Here is a 14,510-nt window from a genome sequence, read left to right as displayed (position 1 = left end):
CGGTACGGTCACCTCATTCGAAAACGCCGGCCTCGCCGGCCACAGCGGAAGGGAAGGGCCGATGACGCAACCGAACACGGGGTCGCAGACTTCATCCGGCACCGCGGGCCTGCGGGGCGCAACGCCGAACCATTCCGATTATCGCCCCAGCAACCTGACAACCTTGCGTACCGAGGCCACGATGCTGCATCATCATGACGTCATCTCCAGAGCCGTTTCGACCGACCGCGAGATCACTCTGGAGGCGCTTCGTGTGTTCACCTATCTGAGCCGGAGGCTCCATTTCGATCGCTCCGTTCCGGTGCTCCAGTCCGAACTGGCTGATGCGCTGGGCATGCAGCGGCCCAATGTGAACCGGGCCATCAAGCTGCTGGAAACCAAGCAGATCCTTCTGCGGGAATCCAAACTGGGGCGCGCGATCACGTTCCGGCTCAATCCGGGACTGGAGGGCGGCCGGGCGTGAGTGTTTGGTCAGGGATGGAATGATCGTCGAGACACGTGAACTGTTCTTCACCAATTCCGCCCTGAAGAAAGCCCTCGCCTGGTACCAGAAGGCTCCGAACCAGACGGATCTGCCGCTGGGCGTCGTCACCATGGTAACCCCGACCGCCGATGGCGGTCTGTCGGTTCAAATCCAGCAAAGCGGCGCCTCCAGATCGCGGGAGGTTGTCTTCACCCCCAGCAAGACGCTGGCGCTGCTTCTGCTGTTCTGCCGCCGCCAGAAAGTCCCGATCCCCCGCGATGCCGGCAAGGAGATCGAGGCGGCGGATGACGGCCTGATCCTGATCGTGCGTGGCGAGACGCAGACGTCCGCACCCCCTCCCTGACTTTACCGTCCCGTTCTTGCGACGCCGCCGCGCCTCCCGCGCGTGCGGCCCATTTGCGTTTCCGGTGCCTGGACCGTGACCGGCAAGAGTGGTGGCATACCTTATCTAAAGTAGTGAACAAGCCCGCAATTGCGGTCGGGACCGTTCCACGGCTCCGTTCAACTTGCCTTGACCCAATGGGCAGGTGATTACGATGTTTGTCATATTCGCCAAGACTGATCGCGTGATATTTCTTCCTGTGATATTGTTCCTCTGGATAATGGGGCTAAGCTTTAGTTCCAAACCGTCAACCGAACGGGGAACTGCGGGTTGATTTGTCATTCGAACATTCGGAAAAGCTGAAGCTTGCTCTTGGCTGTTTCGCCTGTCTCGATTGATATCCCAATCGCTGGCAACCCGGCCGCTCTCCTGTCACCCGCCCAGCTCCGCCACCGTCCAGGATTTCCCGCCGATGACCGTCACCCACCAGTCGCCGCCGCTTTGGAAGGAGCATCGGCATCGTCTGCCGCGGGTCCAGCCAATGCCCGTGTGACCGGGCCGATGTCATCGCCACAGATGCCCCCGTCTTCCCTGCCGTTGGCAGCATGCCCCGGCCGTCTCGCCGCCTCTCCACGGATGCTGGTCGCCTTCCTGTGCGCGCTGCTGGCGCTGCTGGGGACGGCCTCCTGGGCCGCCGTCACCGCGCTCGACTATCGTGACACGCTCGACCGGGCCGAGAAGGACGCACGGGAAGCGGCCATCCTGTTCGACAGCCATGCGCGCGGTGTGCTGGACGCCAGTGTCGGCCTGCTGGAACAGGTCGCCGGCCGGATGGATGGGCGTGGCCTGGCTTCCTGGGGACAGCGCACCTTGCCCGAGGCGATGGCTGTGGAGCGCAACGGCCGCGTCACGCTGCTCAGTGCCGACGGGACGGCGCTGTACGGTCCCACCGTCGCCTTTGCCGAGCCGGAAACCAGCGACGGCCTGTCGCTTCTGGTCCGCCCCTTATCGCCGGAGGAGGAACGTCGGATCCTGCCGGCCTTCGGGCATGTGGCGGGGCAGCCGGCCATTCTTCTCGCCCGCCGCATCCACACTGCGGCGGGCGTTTTCGACGGTGCGGTCCTGGTGGCCGTGCCGCTGGCGGCCCTGGAACCCGTGCTGAAGCCCTTCGACGCGAGCGCCCGCTCGGTCGGTCTGTACCGCCCGGACGGCGTCCGCCTCGCCGGCGCGGGCGCCCCGTCGCTCGGCCCGCTGCCGCGGCTTGAAGCCGGAACCATCCGGGTCGATGCGAAATGGATGGTGAACGGCAAGCCCTCGCTTCTCGGATTGAAGCGGATGGCCGGCCTGCCGATCCTGTCGGCGGTGACGATCCCGCGCACCAGCGTGCTGGATCCCTGGTATGTCCGGATGGAGCGCGGCCTTATCGTGGTGGTCGCCGGCGTCGCCGCATTGGCCGGCCTCTCCCTGCTCGGCGCCGCCAGCCTGCAACGCGAGGCGCTGGCCCGTCAGGCCCTGACGGAGGCGAACGCCCAGCTCGAACAGGCCAATGTCCAGTTGGAACAGCGGGTGGAGGAGCGCACTGCAGCGCTCAGCGCCCTCAACGTGAAGCTCAGCCGCGCGCTGGAGGAAAAGGAACGGGCCAATCAGGCCAAGGGCCGTTTCCTGTCGGCCGCCAATCATGATTTGCGTCAGCCTTTCCAGGCCTTGCGGCTTTTCCATCATATTCTGATGGAACGCCTCGCCAACACCCGCGACCATGCGATCGCCGAGAAGATGGGCGAGGCTCTGGACGCCGGCGAGAAGCTTCTGCATGCCCTGCTGGAGGTGGCGACGCTGGATGCCGGCGTGGTGCGGCCTCAGCTGGCCGACGTGCCGGTGTCGGCGGTGTTCGAGGATCTGCTGGCCGAATTCCGCGGTATGGCGGCGGAAAAGGGGCTGGTGCTGCGCGCGATGCCCACCCGGATGGTGATCCGCACCGACCGCACGCTGCTGACCCGCATGCTGGGCGATCTGGTGCGCAATGCCATCCGCTTCACCGACGAGGGCCGCGTCACCATCGGCTGCCGCCATCAGGGCAGCCGTCAGGGCCGGTGGCTGCGCGTTGAGGTGTGGGACACCGGAACCGGCATCCCGCCCGAACAGCTCGACAACATCTTCGAGGATTTCGTCCAGCTCGGCAATCCGGAGCGCGACCGCCGCCAGGGCCTCGGCCTCGGCCTCGCCAAGGTGCGTCGCAAGGCGGCGCTTCTGGGCCATGCGGTGGAGGTCCGGTCGCTCCAGGGCCACGGTTCGGTCTTCGCGGTCAGCGTGCCGGTGGTCGGAACCGAACGGGTGTCGACCGCGGCGCCGGTGCAGGACGCCGATCCGGTGGTGGCCGGCGACCGGTTGATCCTGGTGGTGGAGGATGACCCGATCCAGCGCGATGCCGTGCGCCTGCTGCTGGAGAGCTGGGACTATCGCGTCGTCGTGGCGGACGAGGGCGAGACTGCGCTGGCGTTGATCGGCGGGACCAACCCCCAGAGCGGCTCCCCCAAGGCCGGTTCCATGGCCGACACGCCCGTTCCCGACCTCATTGTCAGCGATTTCCGCCTGCCGGGCCGGCTGACCGGCGTGCAGATGGTGGCGAAGGTTGGGGAGCGGCTGGGCCGTCCGGTGCCTGGCCTGATCCTGACCGGCGACACCGCGCCGGAACGCATCCGCGAGGCGGTCGCCACCGGCTGCCGGCTTCTGCACAAGCCGGTTTCGCCGGAGGAGTTGCGCGGAGTCATCGCCTCCATCCTGTCGGAACGGGGCCTGTCGGAGCGGGGCCAGTCGGAACGGAACCGTCCGGCCGACAGCGGGGAACCGGCCATGGAGAACGAGTCCGCGGCATGAGTTAACCCTTTCTGAAGTTGGCCTGCCGCACACTGGGCCTGGGAAAGGGAGTTCACGGGACCATGGTGCAGAATCGCACGCTCAGGCGCCTCGATCAGGCGGAGCTCGATCAGGCGGTGCGGAAACACGAGATGTTCCGCAATGCCCGTGTCGGTGGGGCGCGTGCAAACCTGTCCTTCTGCGATCTGTCGGGCCTGGATTTATCGGGACGCGATCTGGCCCATGCCGATTTCGTCGGTGCCAGCCTGCGCGGCGCCGACCTGTCCGGTGCACGGCTCGACTGTGCCTCCTTCTTCGTCGCCGACCTGCGGCAGACCAATTTCGACGGGGCCAGCCTGATCAAGTCCGACCTGCGCGGCGCCTGCCTGCGTGGCGCCATCCTGGTCGGCGCCAACCTGTTCGAGGCGGATCTGCGCGACGGCTCCCTGGCCGAGAAGGACCGCTCCGGCCATCTGCACATGGTGCAGATCGAGTCCAGCCCGGCGGAGGCCGACGGTGCCGACCTGTCCGGTGCCAACCTGACCAACGCCCGGATGTCGGGCATCATGGCGGTCCATACCGACTTCTCGGACGCGGTGATGCGCGGGTGCAAGCTGGTGCGGGCAACCATGCGCGGCGCCAATTTCACCGGCTCCAACCTGGAGGGGGCCGACCTGTCCGGCGCCGATCTGCGCGGCGCCTGCCTGCGCGGCGCGGTGCTGACCGGCGCCACCATGGTGATGGCCGACCTCACCGACGCCGACGTGGAAGAGGCGCTGACCGACAAGCCGGTCGGCCGGGTGGTGGCGGAGCTGGGGCGATCGCTGGAAGACCTGCTGGCCGACCATATGACCTGGGTGGGGTCGAGCGGGGCGCAGGGCGCGATGCTCGACCTGTCCGGTTTCGACCTGCGCCATGCGCCGTCGCTGGCCCACATGTGCCTGACCATGCTGCGCGCGGCCGGGGCGACGCTCTACGGCCTGGACCTTTCCGGCGTGCAGATGCAGGCCGCGGTGCTGGACCGCGCCGACCTGCGCGGCGCCAAGCTGACGGACGGCGACCTGCGCGGCATCGGCCTGCGGAACGCCAAGCTGAACAATGCCGACCTGCGCAACGTCAACCTGCGCCCCCTGGTGTTCGACGAGCAGCGGTCCCGCCCGGCCGACCTGTCGGGGGCGAAGCTGCGTTATGCCGATCTCAGCGGCGCCTGCCTGCGGTCGGTCAATCTCGGCAATGCCGACCTGTCCTTCGCCAACCTGCGCGGCTGCGACCTCGCCAGGACCGATCTGACCGGCGCCAAGCTGTTCGGCGCCAAGCTGGAACGCCGCGCCCTGAACGAGGGGGTGATCCTGGACGGCGTCGCCGGGCTGAAGACTTAAGCGGCCGCCCGCGACAGCTTCTGGGTCAGCCGGCGCAATTCCGAAGCGGCCCGGTCGGCGATCCGCTGCGCCTCGACAAGCACGCCGGTGAGGTCGCCGACCTCCGGCGCGATCTCGCCCGCGGCGTCGGACATCGCGTCCAGTTCGGCAGCGGCCTTTTCGATCAGCCCGGTCACGACGCCGGCGGCACCGGCGGTGGAGTCGAAGCCAGCCATCTCAGTCTCCATTTTAAAAATAAGGTTATTCGGAGTGTGTCGCAATCCGCCGCCTTGTGCAACGGCTTCTGCCGCGCTGCACACATCGCCCATGGATTGCCGAAGGCAGTGCCCGCTTGCACGGCTTGCGGCGGCGGCGGTACACACGGGAAGGCTGCCTGGAGTGGAAGGGTCAAGACGATGCCGGGAACGGTTCCATCCGACCGCGTGACCGCGGCCGCCGCCGCTCTGACGGTCTTTCTCACCGACCGGCAAATCGATGCCGGCAAGCTCAACCGCTTCACCGCGCTCTGCGACGGGATCCGCCGGACCATGGAGTTCGACGACCGGATGGAGCTTGCCGAACGGCTTGAGCGCGACGTGCCGGTGAACGACACGATCCGGCTGCGTTCCGTGCTGTTCCATCTGACCGGCGATCTCTATCATCTGGAGCGCATCCTTCATTACCTGATCCTGGGCGGCGACAGCGCCGATCCGGCGGCGCTGCACTACACCCATTGGTGCATCTCGCGGCAGCTGTTCCTGGGAACCGCCAGCGGCGAGAAGATGGCGACCTTCGTCGCCTGCGACCTGTTCCGCTATTACACGGCGATGGTCAGGCAGATCGCGCGGCGCTGGGGACTGACACCGGCGCGTGCGGCCTTTCGCGACGGGCCGATCCGCCGGGTCGCGGTGGTGACCAACCAGTTCACCAACCAGGGACACCAGCCGACCCGCGACTGTTTCGACTTCGCCGCCCGCATGCAGGACGATTTCGGGCTGGAGGTCGCCATCATCAACGTCAACGGCATGCCCGCCAGGGTCGAGAATGTCTTCATCCCGCCGATGGTGGCGGAGGTCACGGCCGATCTGGAAGGCGTCTACGCATTGAAGATGTTCGGCCGGCAGGTGAAGGTCGCCTCCTTCACCGAGCCGGCCTTCAGCCAGGACAAGCTGCGCGTCATCGTGGAGGCCATCGACGGCTACGATCCGGATCTGATTGTCGCCTTCGGCGGGTCCAACATCGTCGCCGACCTGTTCGCGGAGGCCGATGCCCGGCCGGTGGTCGCCATCCCAACCACCTCCAGCATCACCGTCTCGCTCGCCCACATCGTGCTGGGGTACGAGGAGAACGACCACACCCGCTCCATCCCGGCTCTCTACCGGGCACCGTTCGCCCGCCGTTTCCGCCCCTTCACCTTCGGTTTCACGCCGCCGCCGTCCGACGGCAGGCGCGTCGAAACCGGATTCCCCGACGACACATTCCTCTTCGCGGTGGTCGGCACCCGCCTGGACCTGGAGGTGGGGGCGGAAACTCTGGAACTGTTCGACGAGATTCTGGAGCGCTGCCCGGACAGCGCACTGGTCTTCGCCGGGGAAGTGAAGGAACTGCCGGGCCGCCTTGCCTGCTTGCGCAATCGGAACCGCATGCGCTGCCTCGGCCATGTCCCCGACATCCGCGCTTTCTATGCCCGCTGCCACGTCTTCCTCAATCCGCCGCGCCAGGGCGGCGGCGGCGGCGCCTCCTATGCCCTGGCGGAGGGGGTGCCGGTGATCAGCTATGGCTCGGGCGATGTCGCCAGCAATGCCGGCCCGGCGTTCTGCGTGTCCGACCGCGATGCCTATCTGGCGCGTGCCGTGGCGCTCGCCACCGATGCCGAGGCCCTCGCCGAGGCCAGGCTCGCGGCCAAGGCGCGCTTCGTCGAGATCGGCGACCGCACCCGCTGCGTCGAACGGCTGCTCGCCTATGGCGAGGAGGCACGAACCCTGCTGCGCGGCGGGCCGGCCGCCGGAAATTAACCTTCCTTCATGATTTCGTGAAAGACTGGGTCCATCAGACCAATCCGATTGGAAAACCTGCCCGTGTCGAATGCCGCTCCAGGCCATGCCAACGGCCGTCTCCCCAGCCGACCGCCGATGTCCATCGCCGGGCGCCCGATCGGGCAGGGTCATCCGCCCTACCTGATCGCGGAGATGTCGGGAAACCACAATGGCGACCTCGGCCGTGCCCTGGCGCTGGTGGACGCGGCGAAGGAGGCGGGGGCCGACGCGGTCAAGCTGCAGACCTACACCGCCGACACCATCACCATCGCCCATGACGGTCCCGGCTTCCGGCTGGAGGGGGGGCTTTGGAACGGACGCACCCTGCATGACCTCTACCGCGAGGCGCACACTCCGTGGGACTGGCATGCCCCCCTGTTCGAGCGGGCGCGGTCGCTCGGGCTGACCATCTTCAGCTCTCCCTTCGACGAGACCGCCATCGAACTGCTGGAGGAACTTGACGCCCCGGCCTTCAAGATCGCCTCCTTCGAGGTGATCGACCTTCCCCTGATCCGCCGCGCCGCACGGTCCGGCAAGCCGCTGATCATCTCCACCGGACTTGCCACGCTGGGCGAGATCGAGGAGGCGGTGGCCGCCGCGGGCGATGTCCCGCTCGCCCTGCTGCACTGCGTCAGCGGTTATCCCACCCCGCCGGAGGACTGCAACCTCCGGACGATCGCTCACTTGGCCGAGGCTTTCGGCGGCGTCACCGCCGGCCTGTCCGACCACAGCCAGGGCATCGCCGTGCCGGTCGCCGCCGCGGTGATGGGGGCGACGGTGATCGAGAAGCATTTCACCCTGTCGCGCGCCGACGGCGGTGTCGACAGCGCCTTTTCTCTGGAGCCGGCCGAGTTCAGGGCGATGGCCGACGCCGTGCGCACGGCGACCGCCGCCATGGGCCGCGTCGATTACGGGGTGAAGCCCAGCGAGGCCGGCGGCCGCGACTATCGCCGTTCCCTCTATGTCGTTGCCGACGTGGAGGCGGGGGAGCCGCTGACCGCCGCCAATGTCCGCTCCATCCGCCCCGGCTTCGGGATGGCGCCCAGGCATCTGCCGGAGGTGCTGGGCCGCCGCGCCGTCCGCCGCCTTCGCCGGGGCGAACCGCTGGGCTGGGACATGCTGGCGCCTCCAGCGGAGGGACCGCATGGCTAAGCCCCCGGGCAGGCAGAGGATCGTCGCCATCTCGCAGGCGCGCATGACCTCGACCCGGCTGCCGGGCAAGGTGCTGATGCCGGCCGCCGGCCGTCCGCTGCTGGCCCATCATCTGGAGCGGCTGTCCCGCACGCCCGGCCTGGATGCGGTGGTGCTGGCGACGACGGTGAATGCCACAGACGACCCGGTGGTGGAGTGTGCGCAGGGGCTTGGCATCGCCGTCTTCCGCGGCGACGAGCAGGATGTGCTGGGCCGCTTCGCCGGCGCGGCCGCGCTGTCCGGTGCGGATCTGGCGGTGCGCGTCACCGCCGACTGTCCACTGATCGATCCGGCGCTGGTCGGCCGCCTGATCGCCGCCTTTCAGGACGGCCAACCGCTGGACTATCTGTCGATCGACAGCACACGCTATCCGCGCGGCCTTGACGCCGAGATCTTTCCGCGCCGTCTGCTGGACGAGGCGGCGACGAACGCCACCGACCCGGCGGAGCGGGAACACGTCACCCCCTACCTCTACCGCCGCCCCGACCGTTTCCGGCTGGGGACGGCGCTGGTGCCCGACCGGCCGCTGGAACCCGAGCTGGAAGGTCAGCGCTGGTGCGTGGACGAACCCGCCGATTACGAGCTGGTGCGCCGCCTGCTGGAGGCGCTCCTGCCGGCCAACCCTGTCTTCGGCTGGCAGGATTGTTGCAAAACTCTTCGTGACCACCCCGATTGGGTGGACATCAACCGCTCGGTCCGGCAAAAGTCGCTGCACTGACCCGGTGCCGGTTCGACCAAGGAGAAAACTGATGGATCGCAACGAATTCCTTCTCGCTCTTGACGAGATGCTCGAACTGGATCCCGGCACGCTGACCGGCGACGAGGCCCTGGAATCGCTGGAGGCCTGGGATTCGCTGGCGGTCATCAGCTTCATCGCGCTGGTGGACGAGAAGACCGGCGTCGTGGTCGAGGGCGAGAAGCTGGCCAAGGCCAAGACGGTCGGCGACCTGCTGGCCCTGGCGGGTGCGCCGGTCGCGGCCTGAGCGGTGCCCGTTTCCCGCCCTGTTTCGGCCGGCCCCGTTTCGGCCGGTCTCATTTCGGAAGGAAGCCGTCTGCGCGCCGGTGTCGCCACCGTTGCCGGCGGCCCTGCCGCTTATCTTTCGGTGGGCAGCGGCGGCGTGCCCGTGCTGCTTCTGCATGGCTTTGCCGGCGACCGCCTGACCTGGCAGTTCAACCTCTCGGCCCTGTCGGCCCGGCGGCGTGCCATCGCCGTCGACCTGCCGGGCCATGGCGGATCGACACCCGATGTCGGCAGCGGCCTGGTTTCCGACTTCGCGCCGTGGCTGCTCGAATTCCTCGACGGGCTGGAATTGCCGCGCGTGCATGTGGTCGGCCATTCGATGGGCGGCTATGTCGCGCGCGAACTGGCGAGGGTGGCGCCCGACCGGGTGGCGAGCCTGACCCTGCTGTCCAGTGCCGGGCTGGGCACGGCTTTCGATCTGGAGTTCCTGCGGCGGGCCATGGCGCCCGCCGATGTGGCGGAAGGACGCGCCTGCGCCGAACGGCTGTTCGCCGGCCCCTCGCCGCTGATTCCCCGCTTCGGCGAGGTGCTGCACGCGCAGGGCGCCGACCCGGTCCGCCGTGCCGGATTCGAGCGCATCGTCGCGGAATCCTTCGCTGCCCATGCCGCCGGTGGACCGCCGGTGGACTGGAGCGCCTATCCGATGCCGATCCAGGTGCTGTGGGGCCGCGAAGACCGCATCATCCCGATGCCGCCGGCCGACTGGCTGCCGCCGGCCGCACCCTACCGGGTGTTCGACAAGGCCGGCCATCTGCCGCATATCGAGGCCGCCAGCCCGGTAACCGCCGCTATCCGCAGCTTTCTGGACGGCTGCGACGACGGTCAGGCCCGGCCGTCCGATCCGTTGAGTTGAAAAGACCATGACCGACAGCATCTTCGCCCTGATCGCCGAGGAACTCGGCCGCATCGCCGCTGACAAAGGGGAGGTGCTGCCTCCCCTGACGGCGGACAGCCGTTTCCTCGACGGCGACCTGCCCATCGATTCCCTCGACCTCGCGACGCTGCTGGTGGTGCTGGAACAGCGGACCGGCCAGGATCCCTTCCGCGAGGGCTTCCGCCAGTTCACCACCGTCGGCGAGCTGGCGGCGCTCTACACCGTCCCGGCATGACCGGCCGCCGCTCCGACTGGCTCCATCCCGCCTTCCGCCTGATAGAAGGGGAGGACGTCTTCGTCTGGGCGGATCTCGCGGCACTGCCGGTTCCGGCGGGCGGCATCTTGCAGGCCGACCGGCCGTCGCGCGTGCTGGCCGCTCTGGCGGCGGCGGAAGCGGCGGGGCAGGGCCTTCTGCTGGCCCGTGGCGCAGCGGATCCGGAGGGCTGGCAACCGGGGCAGGGCTTCACCGTCACGCTGGAGAGTTCCGGCACCACCGGCGCGCCCAAGCGCCTGCGCCATGACTTCGCCCGGCTGCGCGGCCGGCTGCGCGGCGCTGCGGAGGACGGGGCGCGCTGGCTGCTGACCTACGATCCCGGTGCCTTCGCCGGCCTTCAGGTGATGCTGACCGCCGCCGCCGCCGGGGCTCTGCTGGTCGCGGTGCCCGGTGGCGGTGGCGGCACGGTTGCCGCCCTGGCGCAGGCGGCGCGCCGTCATGCCGTGACCCATGTCAGCGGCACGCCCAGCTTCTGGCGCGCCTTCCTGATGGCGCTCGGCGATGCGGAACTGCCGCTGGCCGCGGTGACGCTGGGGGGCGAGGCCGCCGACCAACCGCTTCTCGACCGGCTGGCGGCGCGGTTCCCCCATGCCCGGCTGCGCCATATCTACGCCTCGACCGAGGCCGGTTCGTTGTTCGCCGTCGCCGATGGCCGCGCCGGCTTTCCCGCCGCTTGGCTGGACGACGCGCCTGACGGGCTGGCGCTCCGCATCGTCGACGGCGTGCTGGAGGTGCGCAGCCCGCGCGCCGCCCCCGGAGCGGCCGACGGCGAGGGCTGGCTGTCCACCGGCGATCTGGTGGAGCGCCAGGGAGACCGGGTGCTGTTCGCCGGCCGTCTCGACGGGCTGGTCAATGTCGGTGGTGTGAAGGTCTCCGCCGAAGCGGTGGAACGCCGCCTGCTGGCGGTCGACGGGGTGGCCGATGCCATGGTCATGGCCGTGCCGAGTCCGATCACCGGCCATCTGCTGACCGCCACCGTCGTGGCGGCGCCGGGCGCGGACGAGGCAACGTTGCGCGCCGGTCTGCGCGCCGCCGCCGCCGATCTGCCCCCCGCCGCACGCCCGCGCGCCCTGACCTTCGCCGACCATATCCCGCTGAGCGCTGCGGGCAAGAAGAGCCGAAAGGGACCACAATGACCGCAGCCCATCCGACCGTGGACGACGGCCACCAGGCCAAACGGCACGTCATCGTCACCGGTGGCAGCCGCGGCCTTGGCCTTGCGTTGGTGGAGGCGTTGCTGGCCGACGGCTGCCGGGTCTCCACCTGCAGCCGCGCCCCGTCGGACGCGCTGGAGCGGCTGTCCGGCCCCGACCTGTTCTGGCACCCCTGCCGGATCGGCGATGGGGCGGAGGTCCGCGCCTTCTTCGACGCCGCTGTCGCCTGGGGCGGCAATTCGCCGCTGTGGGGTCTGGTCAACAATGCCGGCATCGCCCGCGAAGGCGTGCTGGCGACCTTTCCGGAGGTCGATGCCGAGGCGGTGATCCAGATCAACCTCACCGGGGCGCTCCAGGCCGCCCGCGCCTTCCTGCGCGCCAAGCTGGTGGCTCGCGGGGCGGGCGCGCAGGGTGGGCGCATCGTCAACATCTCCTCCATCATCGGACAGCGCGGTTATGTCGGTCTGGCCGCCTATTCGGCGTCGAAGGCCGGGATGGACGGGCTGACCCGGGCACTGGCCCGGGAGGTCGGGCGGCGGGCGATCACCGTCAATTCGGTGGCGCCGGGCTATCTCGACACCGAGATGTCGGGCAGCCTGTCCGACGGGCAGCGCGACCAGATCGTGCGCCGAACCCCGCTGGGCCGGCTGGGCACCGCGGCGGACGTGGTGCCGCTGGTCCGTTTCCTGCTGAGCGACGGCGGTGGCTTCATCACGGGTCAGACCCTTACAGTGGACGGCGGCATCACCTGCTGAGGCCGCGTGTGACGCTGCAGGAAAACGGGGGAGGCGGAGATGGTCGCCAGCCGGATCGACGGGGTGTGCGTGCGCGGCATCGTCGGCTGCGTGCCGGACGGGCGGGAGACCGTTGCGGATCTCGCCCGCCGCTTCGGTGAGGAGGCGGCCCGCAAGGTCGCCGCCGCCACCGGGATCGAGGAGCGGCGGATCGTCGCTCCCGGCCAATGCACCAGCGACCTTGCCGAGGCGGCCGCCCGCCGCCTGCTCGGCGGATTGGGGTGGGAGCCCGACAGCATCGACCTGCTGGTTCTGGTGACCCAGACCCACGACCAGACGCTGCCCGGCACCGCGTCTCTGCTGCACCGGCGGCTCGGGCTGCGCAAGGGCGCGGCGGTGCTCGACATCACCCATGGCTGCTCCGGCTTCGTCTATGGGCTGTGGGTCGCCGGTGGGATGCTGAAGCCGGCCGGGCGGCGGGCGCTGCTGCTGGTCGGCGACACCACCTCGCGGCTGATCGACCCGGAGGACCGGGCGGTCGCCCCGCTGTTCGGCGATGGTGCCGCCGCGGTGGCGCTGGAGCTTGACGGCAGGGCGGACCCGATCGCCTTCGACCTGGGCAGCGATGGGGCCGGCGCCCCCTATCTGGCGGCCGACGGCGGGGCGATGCGCCATCCGGACCGGCCGGCACGCCTGTCCATGGACGGGACCCAGGTCTTCGCCTTCACCCTGCGCGAAGTGCCGGGAAGCGTGCGTGCCGCGCTCGACGGCGCCGGCTGGACCACGGACATGGTCGACCACCTCGTCCTGCATCAGGCCAACGCGCAGATGATCCGCCATCTGGGCCAGAAGCTTGGCGTTGCGGCCGACCGCACCGTCGTTGCCCTGCGCGAGGTCGGCAACACCAGTTCCGCCTCCATTCCGCTGGCGCTTGCCGCTTCGCTGGCCGACAGCCTGACCGCCGGCCCTCGCCGGCTTCTGCTGTCCGGCTTCGGCGTCGGCTGGTCCTGGGGCAGTGCTGCGCTCGTCGCCGGGCCGCTGGCGGTGTGCGAAACGGTTGTCCTGCCCGGCAGGAAATACCCGGCAGAATCTGCCGCACCGGCAAGCCCTGCCGCCTGACCGGCAGAATTTGCCGATGGGTAGGCAAATTTTGCCGACCCATTTGCTGCCCACCGGTACGGATTACCAAGGAAACCCGGCAAATTTGAACTGGCCCGCTTTTTGCCTACCACTTTGGCGGGGGAATTAGTCCCCTTCCGGTTCAAGCGCCTCGAAAGCAGTGCGCTTCCGGACATTGATCCTCCAAAGGAGTGGCTACCATGGCCGGCAACGTTACCCTGTCCTCTTCCATGCGGACCAACCTCCTGCAGCTGCAAAGCACGCAGGAGCAGATCAACAAGAAACAGAACATCCTGTCGACGGGCAACAAGGTCAACACCGCCCTCGACGGCCCGACCGCCTTCTTCTCGGCCAAGGGTCTGAACCAGCGCGCCGGCGACCTGACGTCGCTGAAGGACGCGATGGGCCAGTCGATCAGCACCATCCAGGCCGCCGACAAGGGCCTGACCTCGATCGACTCCATGGTCGACCAGGCCAAGGGCCTGACCACCGCCGCCTATGCGGCGCTCGGCAACGATGCCGCCTCCATCGCCACCCGCAAGTCGCTTGCCTCCCAGTTCAACACGCTGCGCGGCCAGATCGACAAGCTCGCCGCCGACAGCGGATACAGCGGCAAGAACCTGATTGCCGGCAACGGCATGGCCATGGACAGCACCAGCGCGTCCCGTGCCGCCGTCAACAGCATGACCGGCGTCGACAACGCCCGCGTCACCAACGTGCAGTCGGCCGACACCTACTCGATCCGCGTCAAGGGCGACGGCTCGATCGAAGGCAAGACGTCCGACATTTCCACTGCGGAGAGCGCACACGGGCTGACCGGCCTGAAGCTGTCGGGCACGATGTCCGGCACGACGGGCAGCTTCTCCAACGTCCAGATCGAGGTGCGCGGCGCCAACGGCCGTTCCCGCGACTTCATCGTGTCGGACGGCACCGAGAGCCGCACGATCTCCTATTTCGACAACACCCAGACGACCTCGACCGCCCTGAAGACGGCCGCGAAGACCGGTTCGGCCCAGGTGTCGACGGTGAATGTCGGCGGGACGATCGAAGAAGGCGACATCTTCACCATCACGGTGGAAGGCCAGTCCTT

The 14,510-nt window shown here is 68.8% G+C and carries 15 protein-coding genes; 14 read left to right on the top strand and 1 reads right to left on the bottom strand.

Going from position 1 to position 14,510, the window contains the following annotated elements; all coding sequences use genetic code 11:
- Positions 1 to 61 precede the first annotated feature (61 nt).
- The 4 genes from CRT60_RS17195 to CRT60_RS17180 all read left to right on the top strand — a co-directional run bounded on the left by CRT60_RS17195 (position 62) and on the right by CRT60_RS17180 (position 5,038).
- Positions 62 to 463, top strand: coding sequence for a cyclic nucleotide-binding domain-containing protein (locus CRT60_RS17195; RefSeq protein WP_098737729.1), 402 nt, complete (start codon positions 62 to 64; stop codon positions 461 to 463).
- A gap of 19 nt (positions 464 to 482) precedes the next feature.
- Positions 483 to 827, top strand: a complete 345-nt coding sequence (locus CRT60_RS17190; RefSeq protein WP_098737728.1) for a hypothetical protein — start codon at positions 483 to 485, stop codon at positions 825 to 827.
- 555 nt (positions 828 to 1,382) lie between these two features.
- The gene (locus tag CRT60_RS17185; protein WP_244592553.1) at positions 1,383 to 3,680 is read left to right on the top strand and encodes a hybrid sensor histidine kinase/response regulator; all 2,298 of its coding nucleotides are present in this window, start codon (positions 1,383 to 1,385) and stop codon (positions 3,678 to 3,680) included.
- A 62-nt stretch (positions 3,681 to 3,742) separates the two neighbouring features.
- Positions 3,743 to 5,038 (top strand): pentapeptide repeat-containing protein, encoded by a 1,296-nt coding sequence (locus tag CRT60_RS17180; protein ID WP_098737726.1) that lies wholly within the window; start codon positions 3,743 to 3,745, stop codon positions 5,036 to 5,038.
- Here CRT60_RS17180 and CRT60_RS17175 read toward each other — a convergent pair.
- Positions 5,035 to 5,253 (bottom strand): hypothetical protein, encoded by a 219-nt coding sequence (locus CRT60_RS17175; RefSeq protein ID WP_098737725.1) that lies wholly within the window; start codon positions 5,251 to 5,253, stop codon positions 5,035 to 5,037. The genes CRT60_RS17180 and CRT60_RS17175 overlap by 4 nt on opposite strands.
- 180 nt (positions 5,254 to 5,433) lie before the next feature.
- Here CRT60_RS17175 and CRT60_RS17170 point away from each other — a divergent pair, with 180 nt between their 5' ends.
- The 10 genes from CRT60_RS17170 to CRT60_RS17125 all read left to right on the top strand — a co-directional run.
- A complete protein-coding gene (locus CRT60_RS17170) occupies positions 5,434 to 7,032 on the top strand; it encodes a glycosyltransferase (protein WP_098737724.1) in 1,599 nt (532 codons plus the stop codon).
- Positions 7,033 to 7,149: 117 nt separating this feature from the next.
- Entirely contained in the window at positions 7,150 to 8,205 is a 1,056-nt protein-coding gene (pseI, locus tag CRT60_RS17165) for a pseudaminic acid synthase (protein ID WP_098737723.1), read from the top strand.
- Entirely contained in the window at positions 8,198 to 8,962 is a 765-nt protein-coding gene (locus CRT60_RS17160) for a cytidylyltransferase domain-containing protein (RefSeq protein WP_098737722.1), read from the top strand. Before pseI ends, CRT60_RS17160 begins: the two co-directional genes overlap by 8 nt.
- 31 nt (positions 8,963 to 8,993) lie before the next feature.
- Entirely contained in the window at positions 8,994 to 9,227 is a 234-nt protein-coding gene (locus CRT60_RS17155) for an acyl carrier protein (protein WP_098737721.1), read from the top strand.
- A 135-nt stretch (positions 9,228 to 9,362) separates the two neighbouring features.
- Positions 9,363 to 10,118, top strand: coding sequence for an alpha/beta fold hydrolase (locus CRT60_RS17150; protein ID WP_244592552.1), 756 nt, complete (start codon positions 9,363 to 9,365; stop codon positions 10,116 to 10,118).
- A gap of 7 nt (positions 10,119 to 10,125) precedes the next feature.
- The gene (locus CRT60_RS17145) at positions 10,126 to 10,374 is read left to right on the top strand and encodes an acyl carrier protein (protein ID WP_085083545.1); all 249 of its coding nucleotides are present in this window, start codon (positions 10,126 to 10,128) and stop codon (positions 10,372 to 10,374) included.
- On the top strand, positions 10,371 to 11,549 hold the full coding sequence (locus tag CRT60_RS17140) for an AMP-binding protein (RefSeq protein ID WP_098737719.1): 1,179 nt from the start codon (positions 10,371 to 10,373) through the stop codon (positions 11,547 to 11,549). The genes CRT60_RS17145 and CRT60_RS17140 overlap by 4 nt, the downstream gene beginning before the upstream one ends.
- The gene (locus tag CRT60_RS17135; RefSeq protein ID WP_098737718.1) at positions 11,546 to 12,322 is read left to right on the top strand and encodes an SDR family NAD(P)-dependent oxidoreductase; all 777 of its coding nucleotides are present in this window, start codon (positions 11,546 to 11,548) and stop codon (positions 12,320 to 12,322) included. The genes CRT60_RS17140 and CRT60_RS17135 overlap by 4 nt, the downstream gene beginning before the upstream one ends.
- A 39-nt stretch (positions 12,323 to 12,361) precedes the next feature.
- On the top strand, positions 12,362 to 13,420 hold the full coding sequence (locus CRT60_RS17130; protein WP_098737717.1) for a 3-oxoacyl-ACP synthase III family protein: 1,059 nt from the start codon (positions 12,362 to 12,364) through the stop codon (positions 13,418 to 13,420).
- Positions 13,421 to 13,620: 200 nt separating this feature from the next.
- The coding region (locus CRT60_RS17125) for a flagellin (protein WP_425290409.1) at positions 13,621 to 14,510 on the top strand (890 nt) is incomplete at its 3' end.

The sequence above is a fragment of the Azospirillum palustre genome (genome assembly GCF_002573965.1).
Taxonomy (GTDB): Bacteria; Pseudomonadota; Alphaproteobacteria; order Azospirillales; family Azospirillaceae; genus Azospirillum; species Azospirillum palustre.
Note: the sequence above shows the minus strand (reverse complement) of the source record. Positions and strands in the feature narration are given on the sequence as shown.